Raw genomic sequence first — 22,289 nt, 5'->3', positions numbered from 1 at the left:
CGATGACCACCGAGGGCGAGAAGACGACGCCGGCGGCCGGGGGGAGGCACGCCCGCCCGACCGCCAGGCGGGCCGTCGTCGGCCGGCTGTCCTGGGGCCTGGCCGACCAGGCGGTCTGCAGCATGACCAACTTCGCGGTGGGCCTCTATGTGGCACGCTCGCTGGGCCTTGCCGCGTTCGGCGTGTTCAGCCTGGCCTGGGTGACGTACGGCGTGGTGCTCAACGTCTCCCGCGGCCTCGCCACCGACCCGCTCGTGGTGCGCTTCAGCGGTGTGCCGGAGTGGTCCTGGCGCGCGGCGGTGGCCCGTTCGTCGGGTACCGCGCTCGGTGTCGGCGCCGCCATCGGCGCGGTGTGCCTGGCGGTCGGGCTGAGTCTCGGCGGCCACCTGGGGCCCGCGTTCGCCGCCCTCGGCGTGGTGCTGCCGGGACTGCTGCTCCAGGACGCCTGGCGGTACTCGTTCTTCGCCGCCGGCACCGGGCGGAAGGCATTCGTCAACGACGTCCTGGGCGGCGTCGCGCTCGTCCCGGCCCTGGTGGTGGCGGCCCGCGTGGGCAGCGTGCAGGCCTTCGTGCTCGCCTGGGGAGCGGCAGCCGCGGTGGCGGCCGGGTACGGCTGCTTCCAGTCCCGCATCCGGCCCCGGCCGGCCGAAGCACGCGCGTGGCTGCGCGAGCAGCGCGACCTCGGCTACCGGTATCTCGCCGAGAACGTCGGTGTCAGCGGCGCGGCCCAGCTGAGGGCGTACGGGCTCGGCGCGATCGTCGGGGTCAGCGCGGTGGGCGTGGTCCGGGGCGCCGAGCTGTTGCTCGGCCCGTTCCTGGCCGTCCTGATGGGGCTGTCCCTGGTCACCGTCCCGGAGGCGGCCCGGGTGCTGCGGCAGGCTCCGCACCGCCTCGCCAGGTTCTGCTTCCTGCTGTCCGGCTCTCTCGCCTGTGCCGCGCTGCTCTGGGGCGTGGCGCTGCTCCTGGTGCCGGACCGGGCCGGCGAACTGGTGCTCGGCGACGTCTGGCGGTCCGCCTCCGGGCTCATCGTGCCGGCCGCGCTCGGGCTCGCGGGTTCCGGCCTCGGCGTCGGCGCCGCGGCCGGGCTGCGCGCGCTCGCCGCGGCCCGACGAAGCCTGCGCGCCCAGCTGTTCGCCTCCACCTGCTACGTCGGCGGCGGGCTCGGCGGAGCGGTCGCGGCCGGCGCGCTCGGCTCGGCCTGGGGCGTCGCCGCCGCGACCGCCTGCAGCTCCGCCGTGTGGTGGCTGCAGCTGCGGGCAGCCCTGCGTGAGCGTCACCAAGATTCCATCCGTGAAGCGAGGACACCATGACCACCCCCCATCCCCGGCTCAGCATCGGCCTGCCCGTGTACAACGGCGAGGAGTACCTGGCCGAGTCGCTCGACGCCCTGCTGGGCCAGACCTACGAGGACTTCGAGCTGGTCATCTCGGACAACGCCTCGACCGACGGGACCCAGGAGATCTGCCGCAAGTACGCCGCGCAGGACGCGCGCATCCGGTACATCCGCCTTGACCGCAACATCGGCGCCGCACCGAACCACAACTACGTGTTCACCGAGTGCCGCGGCGAGCTCTTCAAGTGGGCCTCGCACGACGACCTCTACGCCCGGGACCTCCTGCTGCGCTGCGTCGAGGCGCTGGACGAGCGGCCGGACGTCGTCCTCGCACACAGCGGCCAGGCGGTCATCGACGGCGACGGGCAGGTGACGGTCCCGTACGAGTACGGGCTCGCCACCGACTCGCCACGCGCGCCGGAGCGCTTCCGCAGTTACCTGTTCGAGCCCGGCGGCGACGACTTCTACGGGGTCATGCGGGCCGACATGCTGCGCCGGGTGAAGCCGCACGACAGCTACCACCACGCGGACCGCACGTTCGTCGCCGAGATCGTCCTGCACGGACCCTTCCACCAGGTGCCGGAGCTCCTCTACTTCCGCCGCGACCATCCCACCCGCGCCGAGCGGGCGAACCCGTCCAAGCGCTCCCGGTGCGTCAACCTGGACCCGCGCCGGGCAGGCCTGCTGCACCCGACGCCGCGGCTGCTCGCCGAGTACGTCTGGGGCTTCGTCTCGGCGATCCGGCGGGCGCCGCTGTCCGCCGCCGACCGGCGCGCGTGCTACCGCCATCTCGCCGCGTGGATGACCAGCCGGGTCCGGCCGGGCGCCGGCGAGCGGGTCGAGGACCGCGCCCCGGTCGACCCGGCGAAGCTCACCGTCTCCGTCGACGCCCTCGTCGCCGGCCGCGAAGGCCGCCAAGGTCGTGCAGGCACTGAAGGTCGGGCAGGCAGTGAGGGTCGTGCAGGCAGTGAAGGGGGCAAGGCATGACGTCCGGACACCAAACTCCGGTACGCGTAGGGGTGTTCGGCCTGCTCGGCTCCGGCAACCTCGGCAACGACGGTTCGCTCGAAGCCGTGCTCGGCTACCTCCGCACCGCGCACCCGAAGGCGGCGGTGGACGCGCTGTGCGGCGGACCCGAGGTCGTCGCGACCCGCTACCGGATCCCCGCGACACGGCTGCACTGGTACCGCGGCGAGTACCGCACCGCGTCCCGGGCGGGCGCGATCGCGGGGAAGGGCCTCGGCAAACTCGTCGACGTCTTCCGCACCGCCGCCTGGGTGCGCCGGCACGACGTGGTGATCGTGCCGGGCATGGGCGTCCTCGAGGCCACGCTGCCGCTGCGGCCGTGGGGCTTCCCGTACTCCCTGTTCCTGCTCTGCGCGTCCGGCCGGCTGTTCGGCACCCGGATCGCGCTGGTCGGCGTCGGCGCCGCCCCGATCGGCAACCGGCCGACCCGGACCCTGGTGCGCTGGTCGGCCCGCCTTGCCGCCTACCGCTCGTACCGCGACGACCAGTCCCGCGACGCGATGCGGGCGATGGGCGTGCCCACCGCGCGCGACGAGGTCTACCCGGACCTCGCCTTCGCCCTGCCGACGAGCTCGCTCTCAGGGCAGACCCCGGACCCGCCGGGCCCGGTCTGCGTCGGCGTCATGGACTTCCACGGCGGCAACGACGACCGCGCCCGCGCCGACGAGATCCACCGCCGCTACCTCGACGGGACAACTCGGTTCGTGCGTACGCTGGTTGAGGAGGGCAGGCCGGTCCGGCTGCTCACCGGCGACGCATGCGACGCGCCGGTGGTCGCCGCGATCCTCGACGCGGTGGACTCGCCGCTGGTCACCGCCGCAGCGGCGGCCTCCCTCGCCGACCTGATGAAGGAGATGGCGGTGGCCGACGCCGTGGTGGCGACCCGCTACCACAACCTGATCTGCGCGCTGAAGGTCGGCACACCGACCCTCGCGCTCAGTTACGCGACGAAGAGCGACGCGCTCATGGACCGGATGGGCCTGGGCGCGTACTGCCATCCGGCCCGCGAGGTCGACGCCGACCGGCTGCTCGCGCAATTCCGGGACCTGGAGCGGCAATCGGGCCGGCTGCGAGGGACCCTCGCCGAGCGGAACCAGCTCGCCACCCGGCAACTCGAGGACCAGTTCACGGCCTTGACCGCTGCTCTGTTCCCGGCGACCACCCCCACCCACGCCCTTCGGGAGGCTTCATGAAGGTGACTCAAGTCCCGGCGATCGAGGGCGCGTTCCTCTTCGAGCCGACGCCGTACGCCGACGAACGCGGCTTCTTCTGCCGTACGTTCGACACCGACGTCGTCCGCTCGGTGGGCCTCGACCCGCACGCCTTCGTCCAGGACAGCGTGTCCCGCTCGGCCCGGGGCGTACTGCGCGGCCTGCACCTGCGCTCCGGCGCCGGCGAGGCCAAGCTCGTGCGGTGCTCGTACGGAAAGATCTTCGACGTCGTTGTGGACCTGCGGCCCCACTCGCCGACGTACCGCAACGTGGCCTCCTTCGAGCTGTCCGACCAGACGCAGCGGAGCGTGTACATCCCGGCGGGGTGCGCGCACGGCTTCCAGGCGCTGACCGAGACCGCCGACACCTCGTACCGGATCGACCGCGAGCACGATCCGGCCGAGGACGTGACGATCGCCTTCGACGACCCGGAGCTCGCCATCGCCTGGCCGCTGCCGGTCGCCTCCATGTCCCCGCGGGACCGCGAGGCGCCGAGCCTCGCCAAGGTCCTGCTCCAGATCGAGAGTTGAGGTCGGCGTGGACACCGAAGCCACCGAAGAGCTGCGCCTGCCCCGGTCCCGGCAGGCGAACGAGCGGCTGCACGCCATGATCCCCGGGGGCGCGCACACGTACGCCAAGGGCGACGACCAGTACCCCGAGAACCTGGCCCCGGTCATCAGCCACGGCCGCGGCGCCCACGTGTGGGACGTCGACGGCAACCGCTACATCGAGTACGGGTCCGGCCTGCGGTCGGTCAGTCTCGGCCACGCCCACCCGCGCGTGATCGAAGCGGTGCGGCGGGAGCTCGACCGGGGCAGCAACTTCGTGCGGCCGTCCATCGTGGAGGTGGAGGCCGCGGAACGCTTCCTGGCCACGGTGCCGACCGCCGAGATGGTGAAGTTCACGAAGAACGGCTCCGACGCCACCACCGCCGCGGTCCGTCTCGCCCGCGCCGTCACCGGGCGTCCACGGGTGGCGATCTGCGGCGACCACCCGTTCTTCTCCGTCGACGACTGGTTCATCGGTACGACGCCGATGTCGGCCGGCATTCCGGCGGCGACCACCGAACTCACCGTGGCCTTTCCCTACGGGGACCTGGCCGCCACGGAGGAACTGCTCACCCGGTACCAGGACGAGATCGCCTGCCTGATCCTCGAACCCGCCGGCCACACCGAACCCCCGCCCGGATACCTCGCCGGCCTGCGCGAACTGGCCGACCGGCACGGCTGCGTACTCGTCTTCGACGAGATGATCACCGGCTTCCGGTGGTCCGAGGCGGGCGCCCAGGGCCTGTACGGCGTCGTCCCCGACCTCTCCACGTTCGGCAAGGCGCTGGGCAACGGGTTCGCCGTCTCCGCCCTTGCCGGGCGCCGCGAGCTGATGGAGTGGGGCGGCCTTCGGCACTCCGGCGACCGGGTGTTCCTGCTGTCCACCACGCACGGTGCGGAGACGCACTCCCTGGCGGCCGCGATGGCGGTGCAGACCACGTACGTCGAGGAGGGCATCACGGCCCGCCTGCACGCCCTCGGCGAGCGGCTGGCCGCCGGTGTGCGCGAGGCGGCGGCGGGCATGGGCGTCGGCGGCCACATCGTCGTCCGGGGCCGGGCCAGCAACCTGGTCTTCGCCACCCTCGACGAGCACGGGCAGCCGTCGCAGCAGTACCGCACCCTGTTCCTGCGCCGGCTCCTCGCGGGCGGGGTCCTCGCCCCGTCGTTCGTGGTGAGCAGCGCGCTCGACGACGCGGACATCGACCGCACCGTCGACGTGGTGGCTCAGGCATGTGCCGTGTACCGCAAGGCACTTGACGCCGCCGACCCCACTCCGTGGCTGGTCGGGCGACCGGTGAAGCCGGTGTTCCGGCGCTTGGCGTGAAGCGATCAGTGCTGCCCGTGCCGACGGGAGTCGGCGATCCGGTCGACCACCCACGCGGTCGCCGGAATCACCGCCAGCGCGGTGCACCAGCCGCCGAGGACGTCGGTCGGGTAGTGCGCGCCCAGGGCGACCTGCGCCCAGCCCATGGCGGCGCCGGCGACCAGCGCCGCGGCGAGCACGAGCGACGTGCCGGCCGCCCTGCCGAGGCCGAGCCGGCCGGTCGCGAGGAACGCCGCCATGAGGGCGAGCGCGGTGAGGAAGGCGGTGTGCCCGCTCGGGTAGGACAGGTTGCCGTCGCCGTGGATGGTGCGTTCCACTACGTACTTGAGCAGGGTCCCCGTCCCCACAGTCATGCCCACACCGGCCACGACGAGGACCGCGGCGCGACGCTGCCGAAGCAGCAGGCAGCCCGCCACGGCGGCCACGATGAGCGTCGCCGCTCCGACGGGCTCTCCCAGGAAGTCGATGGGCAGAGCGACGTTCCGCCACGGCGGCCGCACACTGTCCGCCGTCGGCTCGACAAACCACCTGTCCACCCTGCCGGGCTCGCTGTGTCCGGCGTACAGGACCCCGAGCGCGACGACCACGAGCGCGGCGAGGACCGCGATGAACCCGAGCCACGCGCGCAGCGTCGGGGGCAGCACCGCGCGAGCGGAACGGCCGGTCTCACGCCCCACCGCTGCATCAGCGGCTTCCTGTTTCCCCTGCTCCAGGCAGATGCGATCCACCTCCCCCTCGCCCGTCAGTGTACGAGTTGTCGGTGTTGTGTGAGCCGCAGATATCCTGATCGCATGAACGAGAATCCGCCGCCATGTCCGAAATGCTCCTGTGAGTACACCTACGAGATGAACGCCCTCGTGGTGTGCCCCGAATGCGGCCACGAGTGGGTGCCCGCCGAGGAAGGTGCCGAGGTGGCCTCGGGCGGGCAGGAGAAGGTCGTCAAGGACGCGGTAGGCAACGTCCTGAGCGACGGCGACAGCGTGACCGTCGTCAAGGCGCTCAAGGTCAAGGGCAACCCCTCCGGCATCAAGGCCGGCACCAAGGTGCGCAACATCCGGCTGATCGACGGCGTCGACGGCCACGACATCGACTGCAAGATCGACGGGTTCGGGGCGATGCAGCTCAAGTCGAGCGTGGTCAAGAAGGCCTAGCCCTGCCTAGGATCGATCTTTGAGGGGCGCAGGGGCCGCAGGGCTCGAAGGGTCGCCGCAGGGGAGGGGTCGCCGATGCTGTTCCGTCAGCTGGAGTACTTCGTGGCGGTGGCCAGGGAGCGGCACTTCGCGCGAGCCGCGGAGTCCTGCTACGTGTCGCAGCCCGCGCTCTCCGCGGCGATAGCCAAGCTCGAGCGCGAACTCAACGTCACGCTGATCAACCGCGGGCACAACTACGAGGGCCTCACCCCCGAGGGCGAGCGGCTCGTCGTGTGGGCCAAGCGGATCCTCGCCGAGCAGGACGCGTTCAAGGCCGAGGTGGCCGCCGTGCAGTCCGGCATCACCGGGACGCTGCGGCTCGGCACCGAACCCACGGCGTCCACGACCCTGGCGCTCCCGGTCGGCGCCTTCTGCTCGGCGCACCCGCTGGCCAAGGTGCAGGTCCGCTCCCGGCTCTCGACGAAGGAACTGCTGCGCCAGCTGCGCGAGTTCGAGCTCGACGCCGCGATCGCCCACTTCGGCCCCGACGACCGGGACGGCCTGCAGGTGACGCCGCTGTACGAGGAGCGGTACATGCTCCTGGTCTCCAGCGACCAGCTGCTGCCGGGCACCCACACCATGACCTGGGCGGAGGCCGCCCAGCTGCCGCTCGCGCTGCTCACGCCCGACATGCGCATCCGGCAGCTCATCGACGGGGTGTTCGGCCGGCTCGGCGTCGTGGTGACCCCGCAGGTGGAGACGGACTCGATCGCTTCCCTGTACGCGCATGTGGGGGTCGGTGAGTGGGCGAGCATCGTGCCGCACTCCTGGCTGCGGGCGATGCCCGTGATCGGCCGGACCAGGGCCGTCCGCCTGGTCGAACCGGACGCCAGGGCGCAGGTGTCTGTGGCGATCCAGGCGGCGACACCCGGGTCGATCGCGGCCAGGGCGTTCGTGAACGCGGCGACGGGTCTGTCCCTGGACGACTTCTTCGACCAGCCGATGCCGGCCGAGCACCGCGTCCGATAGGGGTCGCGGCAGGCCTTCAGCGCGCGAACAGCGCGTCCACCGCCTGCCGGTCGAGGCCGCCCTTCGCGGTGTGCGGCAGCGCGGCGACCACCTCCAGCCGGTCGGGCACCTCGAAGGCCGCGAGGCGGCCCTGGCAGTAGCGCAGGATCTCCGCCGACCCGACGGGCTCGTCCGTGCGCACCACCACCGCGGCGCCGACCCGCTGCCCGTAGGTGGCGTCGGGCAGGGCGAACACCGCCGCCTCGACGACGCCCGGGTACCCGGCGAGGATGTCCTCGACGTACTCGGGCGAGATCTTCTCGCCGCCGCGGTGGATGAGGTTCTTGATCCGACCGGTGAGGCAGAGATGGCCGTCCTCGTCCAGCGCGCCCAGGTCGCCGGTGCGGAACCAGCCGTCGGTGAAACTGCGCGCCGTCTCGGCCGGGCCGGCGAGATAGCCGCGGGCCACGGTGGGTCCGTGCACCCACACCTCGCCCTCGACGCCGGGCGGGCAGGTGTGCCCCTGCTCGTCAACCACCCGTAGGGCGAGGCCCGTTGGCCGGCCGACCGACGCGTTCTTGAGCAGCCCGTGCTGCGGCAGCGGTTCGCTGGTCGCCTGGTGCGAGGTCTCGGTCATGCCGTACGCGGACAGGAGCGGGGCCCCGAAGGTCCGCTCCAGGGCGCGCTGCGTGGCCGTGTTGAGGGGCGCGCTGGAGCTGCGTACGAACTTCAGGGGTGCGGCCTGCGGGCCCGGATAGTCGCGCTCCGAGCGGTCCAGGAGGATCTCGTGGACCGCCGGGACCGCGGTGAACCAGGTCGCCGCCACCGCCCGTACGTCGTCCCAGAACGTGTGCGCCGTGAACCGGCCGTCCGCCGGAAGCAGTACGCAGCCGCCGCCGGCCAGCGAGGCGAGCAGCGTCGCGAACAGGCCGTGGCTGTGGAAGAACGGCATCACCGCGACCGTGGCGTCACCGGGCCCCAGTTCGTACGTGGCGCAGATGCCGCGCACGGAGGCCGCGATGTTGTCGTGCGTCAGCGGGACCATCCTGGCCCGGTCCGAGGTCCCGGCGGTCAACAGGACGAGGGCGTCGCGGTCGCCGAACTCGCTTGCAGCGCCCCGCAGTTGAGGGGCAACGAGGGTCCCGGCATCGAGGGAGGCCGTCGCCGTGCCGGCGCGGGAGAGGTCGACGCGCAGCGGCCAGGCCGAAGCGCCGGCCCCGGCGGGCGGAGCGCCCGGGCCGACGAGCAGGGCCCGCGCCCCGAGCGCGTCCAGGCGGTCCGACAGCTGGGACCCGGGCAGGGCCGGGTCCAGCGGAGCGACCACCAGACCGGCCCGCGCCGCGCCGAGCAGTCCGACCACGAACTCGGCCGTGTTGGCGCATCTCAGGCCGACCGCGTCACCCCGGCGAAGGCCCGCCCCCACGAGCCGGCCCGCCACGTCGTCGGCCAGTGCGGCGAGGGCGCGGTAGGACAGTTCGAGGCGGTCGCCGGTGACGACGAGCGCGCGGGCCCGGGGACGGCTCCGTACCTGACGGTCGAGGAGATCGGCGAGCCCCGTGACCGCCGGGGCCCGGTACCCGCCCGGCTCCCGCAGGGATGCTGCGGTCGGAACGGCCATGACACTCCACCTCCTCGCACCAGGCACGGCGCAGCTGTCGTGAGGCTGCCCCTGCGAGCCTGCGCGGGCGGGCGGGAGGCGTCCAATAGGCACGTCCGACCAGCCGATAGCGGCCATTTATCAAGGGAGTTCGGGCGCCCGCGACCGGCCCTGGAGGGCTCTCGATAGATGTTGGTTATCAGCTGGTCGCCGATAGGTCTTGGACGGGGCGCGAGCGCGCTGCGGAAGGTTGGGGCGTGCGCCGGAAGTCCCTCCTGCCCCGCGACGCCTGGCACGCGCCCCCAAGCTCTTCGAGCAGGGGGACCCCCTCTCGCCGCACCAGGCGAAAGCCCAAGTACGTCCAGTACGAGGACTTCCGCCCGGCACGCCGAGAGCACGCACCAGCCGCCGCAGGGCCCGCCCTGCGGGCGGACGGAGGGACTTCCGGCGCACGCCCCAACGAGTAGCCGCACGCATGACCTGCCCAAGGAGGACCTCGGACCATGACTGACCCTGCTGGCCCTGCTGAAACGGACACCGAGGCGACCGCCGAGGCCCAGGCCGCACTCACCGACGGGTACCACCTGGTCGTCGACGCGCTGAAGTTGAACGACGTGGACACCATCTACGGGGTGGTCGGCATTCCGATCACCGACCTGGCCCGCCTCGCGCAGGCGCAGGGCATCCGCTACATCGGCTTCCGCCACGAGAGCAACGCCGGCCACGCGGCAGCCGCGGCCGGGTACTTGACCCAGAAGCCGGGCATCGCCCTGACGGTGTCGGCGCCGGGCTTCCTCAACGGCCTGGTGGCGCTGGCGAACGCGACGACGAACTGCTTCCCGATGGTGCAGATCTCCGGCTCCAGCGAGCGGCACCTGGTCGACCTCAAACAGGGCGACTACGAGGAGATGGACCAACTCGCCGCCGCCCAGCCCTTCGTGAAGGCCGCCTACCGCGTCAGCCGCGTCGAGGACATCGGCCGCGGCATCGCGCGTGCGCTGCGTACCGCGATATCCGGCCGCCCCGGCGGCGTGTACCTCGACATTCCGGCCCAGGTCCTCGGCTCCATCATGGACGCGGAGGAGGGCGCCAAGACGCTGAGCCGCCTCGTCGACCCCGCGCCGCGCCAGCTGCCCGCCCCGGAGGCGGTGGACCGGGCGATCGAGCTTCTGGCCGGTGCCGAACGGCCGTTGGTGGTGCTCGGCAAGGGGGCCGCGTACGCCCAGGCCGACGACAAGATCCGCGAGTTCATCGAGTCGACCGGCGTCCCGTACGTACCGATGTCGATGGCGAAGGGCCTGCTGCCCGACGACCACCCGCAGTCCGCGGCCACCGCCCGCTCGATGGCCCTGAAGAAGGCCGACGTCGTGATGCTCGTCGGCGCCCGCCTCAACTGGCTCCTCAATCACGGCCAGACGGGCTGGAACCCCGACGCGAAATTCATCCAGGTCGACATCGAGCCCAAGGAGATGGACAGCAACCAGCCCATCGCCGCCCCGCTCGTCGGCGACATCGAGTCGGTGCTCGACGCGATCGCCGAACGCACCAAGCCCGGCCAGATCGCCACCCCCGCGGCCTGGAAGGAAGAGCTGGCGGCCCGCTCGGCGACGAACGTCGCGAAGATGGCGAAGCGCCTGGAGGCCGACCCGCACCCGATGCAGTTCATGGGCGCCCTGAAGGCCGTACGCGACGTCCTGCGCGAGCGCCCCGAGATCTACCTCGTCAACGAGGGTGCCAACGCGCTCGACATCGCCCGCAACGTCATCGACATGCACGTGCCGCGCCACCGCCTGGACAGCGGCACCTGGGGCGTGATGGGCATCGGCATGGGCTATGCGATCGCCGCCGCCGTGGAGAGCGGACAGCCCGTCGTGGCCGTCGAGGGCGACAGCGCCTTCGGGTTCAGCGGCATGGAGCTGGAGACGATCTGCCGCTACAAGCTGCCCGTCGTCACGGTCATCATGAACAACGGCGGCGTCTACCGCGGCGACGACGTCAACCCGCTCGGCGACGCCCCGTCCCCGACGACCCTCATGGGCGCGGCCCGGCACGACCTGATGGCCGAGGCGTTCGGCGGCAAGGGCTACCGCGCGACCACGCCCGCCGAGGTCACCGCCGCCCTCACCGAGGCCCTGGCCGCCGGCGGCCCCGCGCTCATCGACTGCGAGATCGACCCCTCGGCCGGCACCGAGAGCGGCCACATCGCGCACCTCAATCCCAAGGGCATCACCGTCGGCAACATCACGCCGGCCAAGAAGTGAACTCCCCTTCCCACTGAAGCACTTCACGAAAAGGAAGCCGACATGACCGCTGTGCCCTCCAACGGCCTGCCGCTCGCCGGAATCAAGGTGATCGACTTCACCGGCGTCCAGGCCGGTCCCGCCTGCACCCAGATGCTCGCCTGGTTCGGCGCCGACGTCATCAAGGTCGAGCGCCCCCAGGGCGGCGATGTCACCCGCAACCAGCTGCGGGACATCCCCGAGCTCGACGCCCTCTACTTCACCATGCTGAACAGCAACAAGCGTTCCCTCGCCATCAACACCAAGACCCCCGAGGGCAAAGAGGTCATGGAGAAGATGATCCGCGAGGCGGACGTCCTCGTCGAGAACTTCGCGCCCGGCGCGATGGACCGCATGGGCCTCTCCTGGGACCACATCCACCAGCTGAACCCGCGCCTGATCTTCGGTTCGGTCAAGGGCTTCAACGACTCCTCGTCCTGGTCGGACCTGAAGGTGTACGAGAACGTCGCGCAGGCCGCCGGCGGCGCCGCGTCGACCACCGGGTTCTGGGACGGCCCGCCGACCATCAGCGGCTCGGCACTCGGCGACAGCAACACCGGGATGCACCTGATGATCGGGCTCCTCACGGCGATCATCCAGCGCAACCAGACCGGCCTCGGCCAGAAGGTCTCGGTGTCCATGCAGGACGCCTGCCTCAACCTCACCCGCGTCAAGCTCCGCGACCAGCAGCGCCTGGAGAAGATCGGCTACCTGGAGGAGTACCCGCAGTACCCGCACGGCGAGTTCGGCGACGCCGTGCCGCGCGGCGGCAACGCGGGCGGCGGCGGCCAGCCCGGCTGGATCCTGAAATGCAAGGGCTGGGAGACCGACCCCAACGCCTACATCTACTTCACGATCCAGGAGCAGAACTGGAAGCGCACGGCGGAGGCCATCGGCCACCCCGAGTGGGTCGAGGACCCGGACTACACCACGGCCAAGGCCCGCCAGCCGCGCATCATGGAGATCTTCGGCGAGATCGAGAAGTGGCTCGCCGACAAGACGAAGTACGAGGCCGTCGACATCCTGCGCGAGTGGGAGGTGCCCTGCGCCCCCGTGCTCTCCATGAAGGAACTCGCCGAGGACCCCGACATGCGCAAGAGCGGCACGATCGTCGAGGTCGAGCAGAAGGAGCGCGGCACCTATCTGACGGTGGGCAGCCCGATCAAGTTCTCCGCCTTCAAGCCCGACATCATCGGCGCCCCGCTGCTCGGCGAGCACACGGACGAGGTCCTCGCCGACCTCGGCTACGACGCGGACGACATCCGCAAGCTGCACGAGGGCAAGGTCGTGGCCTGACCTAGGGCGCCCCGCAATACCCGGGTGCCCTGCGGGCGTGGGTCCGCGCGCAGGGCACCCGTTCCAACGTTTCGACGTTTTGACGTTTCGACGTTTCGACGTTTTGACAGGGAGGCACAATGGCGGACTTGGACCCGGCAGTGGTCCTCGGCATGGCGGATCAGGCGCCCGACGGCATCGTGATCGTCGACCGGGAAGGGCTCGTCCGGTACTGGAACCAGGGCGCGGAGCGCATCTTCGGCTGGTCGGCGGCCGAGGTCGCGGGCCGGAGCCTCGATCTGATCATCCCGGAGAAGCACCGGCGACGGCACCACGACGGCTTCGTCGCCGCCATGGCCTCCGGCACCTCGCGCTACGGGGCCGACGACCTGCTGGCCGTGCCCGCCCTGACCGCGTCCGGCGCCACCGTCTCGATCGAGTTCAGCGTGGTCCTGCTGACCGCGGCCGACGGCACGGCGAGCCACGTCGGGGCCGTCATCCGGGACGTCACCGCGCGCCGGGCGCAGGAGAAGGAGGTACGCCGCCGCCTCCTGGAGACCGCTTCGAGCCGCGCCACGCCCTGACCACCTGCCCTGCGTGCCCCGCCCGACCCGACCCGCCCGACCCGACCCGCCCGACCCGACCCGACAGGACCGGGCACGGATCGTCGGGTGCGGCAGGGTGGGTCCTTCCTAACGTGGTGGGCGAAAGGGAAGGAGTCCGGGGTGCTTGAGCGGCTGAATCGGGCCATGGAACACATCGAGGCACACCTCGACCAGCGGATCGAGGCGGCCGAGCTGGCCCGGCTCGCGGTGACGAGCGAGTATCACCTGCGGCGGCTGTTCTCCGCGCTCGCGGGGATGCCGCTGTCCGAGTACATCCGGCGCAGACGGCTCACCGTCGCGGGCGCCGAAGTGCTCGCGGGGGAGCGGACGTTGCTCGACATCGCGGTGCGCTACGGCTACACCTCGGGGGAGGCGTTCGCGCGTGCCTTCAAGGGCGTGCACGGCGTCGGTCCCGGGGATGCCCGGCGCACCGGGGCGAGCCTGCAGTCGCAGCCGCGGATGTCCTTCCGACTCACCGTCGAAGGAAGCAGCAGCATGCGATACCGCGTCGTGGACAAGGAAGAATTCCGGGTCGTCGGCAAGAAGGCCCGCGTCCCCCTCGTGCACGAGGGGATGAACCCGGCGATCGCCGACTTCATCCGGGGCATCGGCCAGGAGACCATGGAGCGCATCCGGGCCCTGTCCGACCAGGAGCCGAAGGGAATCGTCGCGGTCAGCGACAAGCTGGACCCCAGCCGGGCCGAGGGCACCGAACTCGACTACTACCACGCGGTGGTGACGAGTGCGGCCACGCCCGAGGACCTGGACGAGCTCACCGTGCCGGCCGGGACCTGGGCCGTCTTCGAGAGCTCCGGGCCGTTCCCGCAGGCGCTGCAGTACATGTGGCGGGACGTGTTCACCCAGTGGTTCCCGTCCAACCCGTACCAGAGCCGTCCGGGTCCGGAGATCCTGCGCATTCACCTGTCGCCGGACGCGACGCAGGCGGACGCGGAGCTGTGGATCCCGGTGGAGCGGACCGCTGCCTGATCAAGCCTCGCCCTGGAGGGCCGGTTCGCGCAGCCCGCGCAATGCGACGAGGCCCAGCGCGGGCAGCGCGATCAGCGGGGCGAGCGCCACCTGCAGCGAGGTGGCGTCGGCCAGGGCGCCGACGAGCGGGCTCGCGAGGCCGCCGACGCTGACGGTCAGGCCGAGCGTGACCCCGCTCGCGGTGCCCATCCGGCGGGGCAGATAGTCCTGGCCGAGGGTGATGTGCAGGGAGAAGGGCACATACAGTCCGGCCGAGGCGAGGGCGACGCACCCGTACAGCGCCGGACCGGGCACGAGGACCACCCCGGCGACGGCGAGGACCGTCAGGGCGTACGACCACCGCACGACCGGGACCCGCCCGTACCGCGTGGCAAGCCGCCCGCCCACCACCGTGCCGACCGCGCCGCCCCCGTAGAGCACGAACAGCGCGACGGTGCCCGCGACTTCGCCGCCGCCGGCGCGCTCGCGGACGTACAGCGAAATGAAGGTGCTCAGGCAGACGAACACGATCGAACGGCAGACGACGGCCCCCGACAGCCGGGCGAACGAGGCCCAGTCGTCCCTGTCGTCCTTGGCGTCCTTGGCGTCCGTGGTCTTGGCTGATGTGTATGTCCCTTCCGTACGAGGGGAGTTGAGCCCGAACAGACCTCGCAGCGCGACCACGCACAGCCCCGCGCCCACCAGCGCGGGCAGCGCCAGGAGGGGCGAGGCGCCCAGGCCGCCCGTGGCGACGACACCCGAGACCAGCAGGGGCGCGGTGGCGAAGCCGAGGTTGCCGCCGAGGGAGAACCAGCCCATCGCGGTATGGCTGCCGCCGCTCGCGAGCCGGGCCACCCGGGCGGCCTCCGGGTGGTACGCGGCCACCCCGACCCCGGACAGGGCGACCGCCCAGAGGGTCAGGGCGTACGACCCGCCGAGCCCGGCGAGGGCGACCCCTGCACCGCCCACCAGGGTGCTCACCGGCAGCAGCCACGGCAGGGCCCACCGGTCGGTGAGCGCGCCGAACAACGGCTGCACCACGGAGGAGAGCAGGGACGCGGCCAGCACGATGCCGGACACGGCGGCGTAGGTATAGGCGCGCTCGGAGACGAAGAACGGCACCAGGGAAGCGACCGCCCCCTGGTAGACGTCCACGCAGGCGTGCCCCAGCGACAGCAGGGTGAGGCTGCGCCTGCGCCTGCGAAGAGGGACAAGAGGGCGGGTGTGCAAGGGACTTGAGACTGGAGTGGTTGGCACTCAGCCATCGTCGCCACGGAGGGCCATGGCGTGCTTCCGATAAAGTGCCAACTTATGCCGGAGACCCGCCACACCCGCCAGGAGCAGGACCGCCCGATCCGCCACACCCCCGAGGCGCCCACCCGCACCCAGTCCCTGACCCCCGGGGAGCGCATCGACGCGCACCGGCACGACGACCACCAGATCGTCTACGCGGGCTCCGGCGTGCTCGCCGTCACGACCGACGCCGGCACCTGGTTCGCCCCCGGCAACCGGGCCATCTGGGTCCCCGCCGGCTGCGTCCACGCCCACCGCGCCCACGGCCCCATCACGCTGCACCTCCTGGGCCTGCCCCGCACCTCGAACCCGCCGGCCCTGGAGTCCCCGACGGTCCTCACCGTCGACCCGCTGCTGCGCGAGCTGATCCTCGCGTACACCCGGGAACCCCACGACGACACCGCCGAGCGCCGCCGTCTGCGGGCGGTCGTGCTCGACCGGGTGCGTGCCGCGCCCCGGGAACCCGGCCGGCTGCCCGCCGCCACCGACCCCCGCCTCGCCGCCGTCTGCACCCTGCTGCACGAGCACCCCGCCGACCCGCGGAGCCTGGCCGAACTGGGCGCGGCGTCAGGGGCCGGCGAGCGCACCCTCAGCCGGCTCTTCCGCCGCGAGCTGGGCATGACCTTCCCGCAGTGGCGCACCCAGCTGCGCCTCTACCACGCGCTGCGGATGCTGGCCGACGACCTGCCCGTCACGACCGTCGCCCACCGCTGCGGCTGGTCCTCCACCAGCGCCTTCATCGACGTCTTCCGCGGCGCCTTCGGCCACACCCCGGGGGCGTACAAGTCCCGTTCCTGACAGGCCGGTTCGCCCTCGCCCCGGGTTTGCCGCCTGCCCGCAGGGGCACCCCGTACTGCGGCGACGCGGAGGAGGAGCCATGAGCCTGGTGAAGGCGACAGCGATCGTGCTGGACTGTGCGGCCCCCGAGGAACTGGCCGAGTTCTACAAGGCGTTCCTGGCGGCCGAGGAATGTCCCGGCGCGACCGCCAACCGCATCGACATAGGCACCGAGACCGGCATCCGCATGGCCTTCCGCCGCGATCTGAACGCCACCCCCACCAGCTGGCCGCGCCCCGACGACTCCTACCAGTCCCATCTCGACTTCCTGGTCGACGCGTCCGACCTGGACGAGGTGGAGCGGGACCTGGTCGGGCTCGGCGCGACGCCGATGGAGACCTCGGGGCGCGGCGGGCCCAATGAGGCGCGGACCTACTTCGATCCGTCGGGCCACTCCTTCACGGTGCGCTCGTCGCTGCAGCACGGACCCAAGACGGACTGAGGGCCGCAGGTCGCGTCAGCGCGCGTCGGGGGTCGGGGTGATCAGACCGTCAACGGCCGTGCGTACGTGACGAATTCGCGGTCGACCACGAAGCCCGACTTCTCGTAGAGGCCGAGCGCCCCGGACGGATTGACCGTGTCCACGGTGAGCGACGCGGTGTCGTAGCCCGCGTCCAGCGCCCCCTGCAGCGCGTCGGCGAGCAGCGCCGGGGCCGCACCCCGGCCGCGGTAGTCGCGGCGGGTCGCCAGATAGCCGACGTGGCAGTCGCGCTTCCCGCTCGCCGCGGTGTCGGCCTCGTTCTCCTCCGCGAGCAGATACGCGCCCACCTCGTCGCCCGCCACGAGCAGCCGCGACATCGCGGGCCTGAACGAGCGCGCGCCGGTGACCCAGGTGTGCCAGTCGGTCGGGTCGAGGGCGGTGAAGTTCCAGTGGTCGCGGAACGCGTCGTTGTGCGCGAGGCGGGTGGCCTCGTCGTAGGAGTCGTCGAAGGGCACGATGCGGGTGCCGTCGGGGGCGGGCCGCGGCTCGGGGCGGTCCGACCGCAGCGGGTGGGTCATCTCGAACCACCAGCGGACGGGCGTGAAGCCCCGGTGCTCGGCCAGGATGCGCAGGCTGTCGTCCTTGGCCTTGCCGCCGATCATGAGCTCGCCGGGCAGCCCCGCCAGCTCCTCGTGCTCGGTGTGCAGGGCGGTCGCGCGGCCGCCCATCCAGTCGACGAGCCCGGCCCCGAGGCCGCGCCGCCGCCAGTCGGGGTGGACCGCTGCCCCGCCGTCGAAGCGGGCCGCGTCCACCGCGCCGTGCGGCGTGTGCACCGTGGCGAACGCGACCAGGCGCGTCCCGTCCCACAGGCCCAGGGTGTCGCTCTCCGTGTCCAGCTTGGGGTCGGCCAGCTCTTCGGCGAGATCCTCGGCGTCCACGTGATGCCCGGTCCTGTCGACCTGCTCGACGGCTTGTTCCAGCTCCAGCCAGGCAGGGACGTCGTCCTTGCTCAGCGGGCGGGCCACGAGGGCACTGAGGGCATTCGGGGTGTCCGGTCCGGATATGTCTGCCATCTCTTCATGGTCGTACGCGCCCGACGATCCCGCCGCTTCTGGGCCCGGCGCGCCGCGCCCGAGCTGCCCGCACCCGCCTGACCTGGGACTTTAAGCCGGGGTCCAAAGTCCCGGGGCCGGGACCAAGGTCGGGACGGCGGGTGCCGCCGAGCCCCCATCATGGTCACCATGCATGACGAGAAGCAGGTCGACCGGCACCAGCAGCCCCATGAGCAGCAGCCCCACGAGCAGCAGTCCCACCCGCAGCAGTCACTGAGCGTCGCGGAGCGCAGCGTTCCGCTCGCGGCGTCGCCGAACATGCGTGACGTGGGCGGTCTGGCCACCAGGGACGGGCGGCAGGTGAAGCGGGGCGTCACCTTCCGCTCCGGCGAGCTGAGCAAGCTGGACGAGGAGCAGATCGGCGTACTCGCGGCCCTCGGCATCACCCGCGTCCTGGACCTGCGCACCGACGACGAGCGCGCCAAGGGCCCGGACCGGCTGCCGCAAGGCGTACCCAGCATCCACCTCGACGTGCTCGGCGACACCAGCTCCGGCCGGGCGGCGGCCGGTGCGGGCGGCGCGGGACCGGCCGATGCGAGCAGCTTCGACGACATGACCAAGCCGGGTGCCATGGAGGGGATGTACCGCGACCTGGTCTCCGCCGGGTCGGCGCGCAAGGCCTACCGGGCGATGTTCGAGGAGCTGGCGGCCGCGGACGGCACCCCCGTGCTCTTCCACTGCACGGGCGGCCGTGACCGCGCGGGCTGGGCCGCCGCCTCGCTCCAGACGCTCCTCGGCGTCAGCAGGCAGGACGTGACGGCCGACTACCTCGCGTCCAACGAGCGCCTCGACGCCTACCTCACCAAGATGCTGGAGCCGTACGCCGCCCGGGGCGCCGACGTGGCGAAGATCAAGCAGGCCACCGAGCTGCGGCCGGCCTTCCTGGACGCCGCCTTCCAGGAGATCGACGCCCGGTACGGCTCGTTCGAGGGCTACTTGACGGAAGGCCTGGGCCTGTCCGACACCACCCTCGCCACGGTCCGCGCCGCCCACCTGCAGGCGTGACCTACACGTGCACGGTCGTGGCCTCGCCCTGCTGCTGGGCCGGGGCCCCGCGCCGGTACAGCACGTACGACACGACGAGGCCGAGCGCGAAGAACAGCGCCGACCACCAGTAGGCCGTCGAATAGCTGCGCAGCTGGGCCTCGGCCATGACGTCGGGTGTGGGCTGCCTGCCGACGAGGTAGTTGGTGGCCGCGCTGGTCGCGAGGGTGTTCAGCAGGGCCGTACCGATCGAACCACCCACCTGCTGGCTGGTGTTGACCATCGCCGAGGCGACTCCCGCATCATGCGCCTCCACGCCCATCGTGGCCATGCTCATGGCCGGCGCGAAGATCAGGCCGAGGCCGAGGCCGAGGACGAGCAGGGGCGGCAGCACATGGGTGAGGTAGCCGCTGTTCAGGTCGAGGGCGGTCATCCACACCATGCCGGCGGCGGACAGGCCCATGCCCAGCGGGACGATCGGCTTGGCGCCCATGCGCGGCACCAGGTTGTTGGTGGTGACGACGGAGGCCACGATCATCACGCCGACCATCGGCAGGAACGCCAGGCCGGTCTTGACCGGCGTATAGGCGAGGATCTGCTGCAGGTAGTACGTGAGGAACAGGAACACGCCGAACATGCCGGCGCCGGAGATGAACATCGCCAGGAACGAGGCGCCCCGGTCCCGGTCGAGCACCACGCGCAGCGGCAGCAGCGGATGCGTCGCCCGCGTCTGCCACCAGGCGAACGCCGCGACGAGCAGGGCGCCGATCACCAGGAATCCCCAGGTGGACGCCGAACTCCAGGCGTGCGTCTCGGCGTTGGAGAAGCCGTAGACGATGCAGAACAGTCCGGCCGACACCAACAGCGTGCCCGGCACATCCAGCTTCGGCCGGTCGTCCGGGCGCCCGCCGTGCAGCAGCCGCGAACCGCCGACCAGCGCGAGCGCCGCGATGGCCAGGTTCACGTACAGGCACCAGCGCCAGTCCAGGTACTCCGTGAGTACGCCGCCGAGCAGCAGCCCCACCGCACCGCCGGTGCCCGCGATCGCGCCGTAGATGCCGAAGGCCTTGGCGCGCTCCTTGGGGTCGGTGAAGGTAGTGGTCAGCAGGGACAGGGCGGCCGGCGCGAGGAGCGCGGCGAAGATGCCCTGCAGGGCGCGGGCCGTGACCAGCATGGTGAAGCTGCCGGCCGCGCCGCCGAGCGCGGAGGCGCCCGCGAAACCGGCCAGGCCGACCATGAAGACCAGCTTCCGGCCGACCAGGTCCGCGATCCGGCCGCCCAGGAGCAGCAGGCTGCCGAAGGCCAGGGCGTACGCCGTCACGATCCACTGGCGGTTGCCGTCCGTGAAGCCCAGGTCCTGCTGGGCGGACGGCAGCGCGATGTTCACGATGGTCGCGTCGAGGACCACCATGAGCTGCGCCATGCCGATGACGGCGAGGATCCACCAGCGGTGCTCGTGGGCGCCGCCGGTGGAAGGGGAAGCCGGGCGTCGGACAAGGCCGTCACTGCCCTGCAGGCCCTCGGATATCTGTACTCGGTCCATCCGGTCCATGGGAACGCTCTCCTCACCCCCCGAAATGCACCCAATTCACGCTAATAGAGCATTTCGGGAGGCGCGACCGGGGGTGGCAGAGGGGAAGGGTTACTCGAAGCCGAGCGCTGCCGCCGCCCCGGGGGTGCCTGCGGACAGGTGGGCGAAGGTGGTGAGATCCTCGCGCCGCAGTCGGCGCACCACGGCCTCGGCCTGCGCGGCGGGTGGGGTGCCGTCGTCCGCGAAGGACCAGAGGAGCTGGACATAGGGGTCGTCACCGGTGTGCCGGGCCGACGCGGGATGGATGAAGGACGCCTTCACGACGCCGGGCTCGGCATGGTGCGTACCGACCCAGATCAGTCGGCAGTCCCAGCGGCGCACCAACTCCGGTTCGTCCCGCAGCCGTTCCCGCACGAGTCGCGCGAGCGTGCGGCCGGGCCACTCCCAGCTGTGGTCCTCGGTGGCTCGCTCGACCTCGGCGTCGTAGGCGGCGGCGTCGAAGCGCAGGGCGGGCGGGATCGGCGCGTCTTCGGTGGACTTCGACCTGTGCCAGTCGCGCCAGACGACGGTGTCGCCCTCGCGGACGACGGTGACGTAGAGGGCGCCGCAGCAGCCTTCGGTGCAGTAGGCCTCGGCCAGCTCCACCTCGTGCGGCTCATCGGTGGCCCGGAGCAGGCCGGGATCGAGCAGGTACTCCGGAGCGTGGGCCGGTCCCGCGTCGAAGGCATCGGCGACCACGGGGTGGCCGTCGACGAGGATCCTGGTCTCCACCTGCGTGGAGTGCGCCGGATCGGGCACGGCCACCGCGATGCGCAGCCCCGGAGGATCGGTGGGGCACCGGGCCAGGGTGCGCTCGATCCATGCGGCCCGATGGCGCTGGTCGGCATGGGGCGCCGAGGCGCGGGCCGTGCGGACCAGCTCCGTCCAGTCCGGGCGCCGCAGGGGGCGGCACAGGGCGTCGAGGAGTTCGCCGTGCCGGCGTGGCGTCATGTCGAGCAGTCCGCTGTGACCGCTGTACAACTCCTGGACGAGCGAGGTGAGTTGGGCGGCGCGGTCGAGGGAGGGCGGTAGATCGGGGGCCGCCGCGGCGAGTGCGAGGAACAGGGCACGGGCGTCCGGGTAGTGGCGGATCTCGGCTCGGTAGTCGCCCCAGCTGGTCATCCGGGCTAGGAGGCCCAGCGTCTGGTCGACGATGCCGATGTCGTCCGGCCGCTCGCGGAGGAGGTCGAGGAGCCGGACGGCTTCGGCGATCTGGCGGGCGGTCGATGGCGCGAGACCGGCGATGGCCTCGGGGTGGTGGAGCAGCCATTCCCGTACGCGCGGGTCGTCCGCGCGCCGTACGAGTGCGGGCAGCACGTGCCTCAACTGCCGATCCGCAGGCGGCATCCGCTCGGCGAGCGACAGCAGGTCGGGCACGGGATCGGGCAGGGTCTCCAGGGCGGCGACGGCCTCGTGGGTGAAGGGGCGGGACATCCCGATGGCGCGTACCGCCTCGGTGTCGAACGGCAGCCGGGCACGGGCGATCAGGGCCAGGCCGAGCAGGCGGGCGTACCGGTCCTCGTACGCGAGGAGCACGACGCCGATGTCCCGCATCCGGGAACTCTCGGGGTGGGGCACGTCCGCGAGGACCCGGTGGATGAGGTGAGCGGAGGGCTTCAGTTCACGGAGCCCGGCAGCGAGCGCGGGGGCTCCGCCGCCCTCTTCGGGCAGCTGCGCGGTGAACAGCTGGAGCAGCTTCTCGCCCTCGGCCGTCTTGCGGGCCGGGCGGCGGCCGGTGCGGCTCACCAGCGGGGGAGGGACTCGATTCGG

Annotated in this window: 20 protein-coding genes; 14 read left to right on the top strand and 6 right to left on the bottom strand. The window is 72.0% G+C overall.

The window, feature by feature from the left end; all coding sequences use genetic code 11:
* The first annotated feature begins 2 nt into the window (after positions 1 to 2).
* The 5 genes from OG430_RS09785 to OG430_RS09765 are packed head-to-tail and all read left to right on the top strand — an operon-like array spanning position 3 to position 5,442.
* On the top strand, positions 3 to 1,310 hold the full coding sequence (locus tag OG430_RS09785; RefSeq protein ID WP_327352044.1) for a hypothetical protein: 1,308 nt from the start codon (positions 3 to 5) through the stop codon (positions 1,308 to 1,310).
* Entirely contained in the window at positions 1,307 to 2,320 is a 1,014-nt protein-coding gene (locus tag OG430_RS09780; RefSeq protein ID WP_327352043.1) for a glycosyltransferase family 2 protein, read from the top strand. Before OG430_RS09785 ends, OG430_RS09780 begins: the two co-directional genes overlap by 4 nt.
* A complete protein-coding gene (locus tag OG430_RS09775; RefSeq protein ID WP_327352042.1) occupies positions 2,317 to 3,552 on the top strand; it encodes a polysaccharide pyruvyl transferase family protein in 1,236 nt (411 codons plus the stop codon). The genes OG430_RS09780 and OG430_RS09775 overlap by 4 nt, the downstream gene beginning before the upstream one ends.
* Positions 3,549 to 4,100, top strand: a complete 552-nt coding sequence (rfbC, locus tag OG430_RS09770; RefSeq protein ID WP_327352041.1) for a dTDP-4-dehydrorhamnose 3,5-epimerase — start codon at positions 3,549 to 3,551, stop codon at positions 4,098 to 4,100. Before OG430_RS09775 ends, rfbC begins: the two co-directional genes overlap by 4 nt.
* Positions 4,101 to 4,107: 7 nt before the next feature.
* Positions 4,108 to 5,442 carry a glutamate-1-semialdehyde 2,1-aminomutase gene (locus OG430_RS09765; RefSeq protein WP_327352040.1) on the top strand — a complete coding sequence of 445 codons (1,335 nt, stop codon included), beginning with the start codon at positions 4,108 to 4,110 and terminating at the stop codon, positions 5,440 to 5,442.
* A 5-nt stretch (positions 5,443 to 5,447) separates the two neighbouring features.
* On the opposite strand, the gene OG430_RS09760 is transcribed toward OG430_RS09765, so the two are convergent.
* Complete coding sequence (locus OG430_RS09760) at positions 5,448 to 6,086, bottom strand: phosphatase PAP2 family protein (protein ID WP_327352039.1); 639 nt, start codon at positions 6,084 to 6,086, stop codon at positions 5,448 to 5,450.
* A 147-nt stretch (positions 6,087 to 6,233) separates the two neighbouring features.
* On the opposite strand from OG430_RS09760, the gene OG430_RS09755 reads away from it, so the two are divergent.
* Complete coding sequence (locus tag OG430_RS09755) at positions 6,234 to 6,593, top strand: zinc ribbon domain-containing protein YjdM (protein WP_327352038.1); 360 nt, start codon at positions 6,234 to 6,236, stop codon at positions 6,591 to 6,593.
* A 75-nt stretch (positions 6,594 to 6,668) separates the two neighbouring features.
* Positions 6,669 to 7,601 (top strand): LysR family transcriptional regulator, encoded by a 933-nt coding sequence (locus OG430_RS09750; RefSeq protein ID WP_327352037.1) that lies wholly within the window; start codon positions 6,669 to 6,671, stop codon positions 7,599 to 7,601.
* 16 nt (positions 7,602 to 7,617) lie between these two features.
* Here the strand turns inward: OG430_RS09750 and OG430_RS09745 are convergent, their stop codons facing one another.
* A complete protein-coding gene (locus tag OG430_RS09745; RefSeq protein WP_327352036.1) occupies positions 7,618 to 9,198 on the bottom strand; it encodes a FadD7 family fatty acid--CoA ligase in 1,581 nt (526 codons plus the stop codon).
* A 482-nt stretch (positions 9,199 to 9,680) separates the two neighbouring features.
* Here OG430_RS09745 and oxc point away from each other — a divergent pair, with 482 nt between their 5' ends.
* The 4 genes from oxc to OG430_RS09725 all read left to right on the top strand — a co-directional run bounded on the left by oxc (position 9,681) and on the right by OG430_RS09725 (position 14,323).
* Positions 9,681 to 11,438: an oxalyl-CoA decarboxylase gene (gene oxc, locus OG430_RS09740; protein WP_327352035.1), complete on the top strand. Its 1,758-nt coding sequence runs from the start codon at positions 9,681 to 9,683 to the stop codon at positions 11,436 to 11,438.
* A 42-nt stretch (positions 11,439 to 11,480) separates the two neighbouring features.
* Positions 11,481 to 12,752 carry a formyl-CoA transferase gene (gene frc, locus OG430_RS09735; RefSeq protein ID WP_327352034.1) on the top strand — a complete coding sequence of 424 codons (1,272 nt, stop codon included), beginning with the start codon at positions 11,481 to 11,483 and terminating at the stop codon, positions 12,750 to 12,752.
* 119 nt (positions 12,753 to 12,871) lie between these two features.
* Complete coding sequence (locus tag OG430_RS09730; RefSeq protein ID WP_327352033.1) at positions 12,872 to 13,315, top strand: PAS domain-containing protein; 444 nt, start codon at positions 12,872 to 12,874, stop codon at positions 13,313 to 13,315.
* A 141-nt stretch (positions 13,316 to 13,456) separates the two neighbouring features.
* A complete protein-coding gene (locus OG430_RS09725) occupies positions 13,457 to 14,323 on the top strand; it encodes an AraC family transcriptional regulator (RefSeq protein ID WP_327352032.1) in 867 nt (288 codons plus the stop codon).
* Here OG430_RS09725 and OG430_RS09720 read toward each other — a convergent pair whose 3' ends face one another.
* Positions 14,324 to 15,457, bottom strand: a complete 1,134-nt coding sequence (locus tag OG430_RS09720) for an MFS transporter (protein WP_327352031.1) — start codon at positions 15,455 to 15,457, stop codon at positions 14,324 to 14,326.
* A gap of 156 nt (positions 15,458 to 15,613) precedes the next feature.
* Here OG430_RS09720 and OG430_RS09715 point away from each other — a divergent pair, with 156 nt between their 5' ends.
* Together OG430_RS09715 and OG430_RS09710 are read left to right on the top strand one after the other, a co-directional pair.
* A complete protein-coding gene (locus OG430_RS09715) occupies positions 15,614 to 16,393 on the top strand; it encodes an AraC family transcriptional regulator (protein WP_327352030.1) in 780 nt (259 codons plus the stop codon).
* 79 nt (positions 16,394 to 16,472) lie between these two features.
* Positions 16,473 to 16,874, top strand: coding sequence for a VOC family protein (locus OG430_RS09710; protein WP_327352029.1), 402 nt, complete (start codon positions 16,473 to 16,475; stop codon positions 16,872 to 16,874).
* A gap of 41 nt (positions 16,875 to 16,915) precedes the next feature.
* Here the strand turns inward: OG430_RS09710 and OG430_RS09705 are convergent, their stop codons facing one another.
* Positions 16,916 to 17,926, bottom strand: a complete 1,011-nt coding sequence (locus OG430_RS09705; RefSeq protein WP_327352028.1) for a GNAT family N-acetyltransferase — start codon at positions 17,924 to 17,926, stop codon at positions 16,916 to 16,918.
* Positions 17,927 to 18,094: 168 nt separating this feature from the next.
* On the opposite strand from OG430_RS09705, the gene OG430_RS09700 reads away from it, so the two are divergent.
* Positions 18,095 to 18,970 (top strand): tyrosine-protein phosphatase, encoded by an 876-nt coding sequence (locus OG430_RS09700; RefSeq protein ID WP_327352027.1) that lies wholly within the window; start codon positions 18,095 to 18,097, stop codon positions 18,968 to 18,970.
* Between the two features lies 1 nt (position 18,971).
* Here the strand turns inward: OG430_RS09700 and OG430_RS09695 are convergent, their stop codons facing one another.
* Together OG430_RS09695 and OG430_RS09690 are read right to left on the bottom strand one after the other, a co-directional pair.
* Complete coding sequence (locus OG430_RS09695; protein ID WP_442816700.1) at positions 18,972 to 20,492, bottom strand: MFS transporter; 1,521 nt, start codon at positions 20,490 to 20,492, stop codon at positions 18,972 to 18,974.
* A 99-nt stretch (positions 20,493 to 20,591) separates the two neighbouring features.
* On the bottom strand, positions 20,592 to 22,265 hold the full coding sequence (locus tag OG430_RS09690) for a hypothetical protein (protein ID WP_327352026.1): 1,674 nt from the start codon (positions 22,263 to 22,265) through the stop codon (positions 20,592 to 20,594).
* Between the last annotated feature and the right edge of the window lie 24 nt (positions 22,266 to 22,289).

It is taken from the genome of Streptomyces sp. NBC_01304, assembly GCF_035975855.1.
Classification (GTDB): Bacteria; Actinomycetota; Actinomycetes; order Streptomycetales; family Streptomycetaceae; genus Streptomyces.
This window is presented reverse-complemented; position numbering and strand designations above follow the sequence as displayed.